Annotated in this window: 1 protein-coding gene; it reads left to right on the top strand. The window is 58.0% G+C overall.

The annotated features are described in order from the left end of the window. Window positions 1-1,163: Ig-like domain-containing protein (locus tag GTGU_RS23320; RefSeq protein ID WP_038163533.1), on the top strand; the 1,163-nt coding region annotated here is incomplete at both ends.

Raw genomic sequence — 1,163 nt, 5'->3', positions numbered from 1 at the left:
ATGATACCCGTCCGCTGATCCAGGGTACTGGCGCAGAAGCGGGTGACATCATCACCGTCTACAACGGCGATAAGGTGATCGGTTCCACCACCGTCAAGTCCGATGGTACCTGGGAACTGGAACCGTCTTCACCGTTGCCGAACGGTACGTATGTCCTGACGGCGAAGGAAACCGATAAAGTCGGTAACGAAGCGGGTCCGTCCAACGAATACACCATCAAAGTCTCCACTGAAGGGCCGCAGGCACCGACGCTGGATAAAGTGTACGACGACGCAGCACCGGGTGTGGACTTCCTGCAGAAAGGTGATATGACCAATGACAACACCCCGACCCTCAGTGGTACGGGTGTGGCCAACGGCACCATCAGTGTGTACGACAACGGTACGCTGATTGGCACCGCGATGGTCGACAGCAGCGGAAGCTGGAGCTTCACGCCGGGTACGGCGCTGAACGACGGCAACCATAACTTCACTGCGACCGTCACTGACACCGTAGGACGTGTCAGCCCGGCAACCGGTGGCTTCAACATCGTTGTGGATACCACTGTGCCGTCTGCGGCTTCCGATCTGCTGGTTTCCGATAACGTTGGTAACTATCAGGGACCGGTGAACAACGGTGACACCACCGATGACAACACCCCGACCATCAGCGGCAAGGCGGAAGCGGACAGTACGGTGAGCATCATCGACAACGGTACCGTTATTGGCACCGCGGTTGCAGATATCAACGGTAACTGGAGCTTCACACCGGGTGCGCCGCTGGCGAATGGTCCGCACGACATCACCACGAAAGTGACTGATACGGCGGGTAACACCGGACCTGAAGGGACGCACGTGAACATTATCGTTGACGTCACCCCGGGCCAGGCTGAAATCACCGCCATTAAGGATGACGTGGGCGATGTCACTGCTAATGTCGCGCAGAACGGCGTGACGGACGACACCCGTCCGGAGATCACCGGTACGGCGAAGGCCGGCAGCGTGGTTACCATCACCGATGGCAGCAACGTGCTGGGCTCCACCACCGCAGGCTCTGACGGTAACTGGAGTTTCACACCGTCTGTTGATCTGGGTAAAGGCAACCATACCTTCACCGCTTCGGCGAAAGATCCGGCAGGTAACGTTACCAACAGTAGCAGCTGGACCATCACCATCGACATTGAT

The organism is Trabulsiella guamensis ATCC 49490 (genome assembly GCF_000734965.1).
In the GTDB taxonomy this organism is placed as follows: Bacteria; Pseudomonadota; Gammaproteobacteria; order Enterobacterales; family Enterobacteriaceae; genus Trabulsiella; species Trabulsiella guamensis.
Note: the sequence above shows the minus strand (reverse complement) of the source record. Positions and strands in the feature narration are given on the sequence as shown.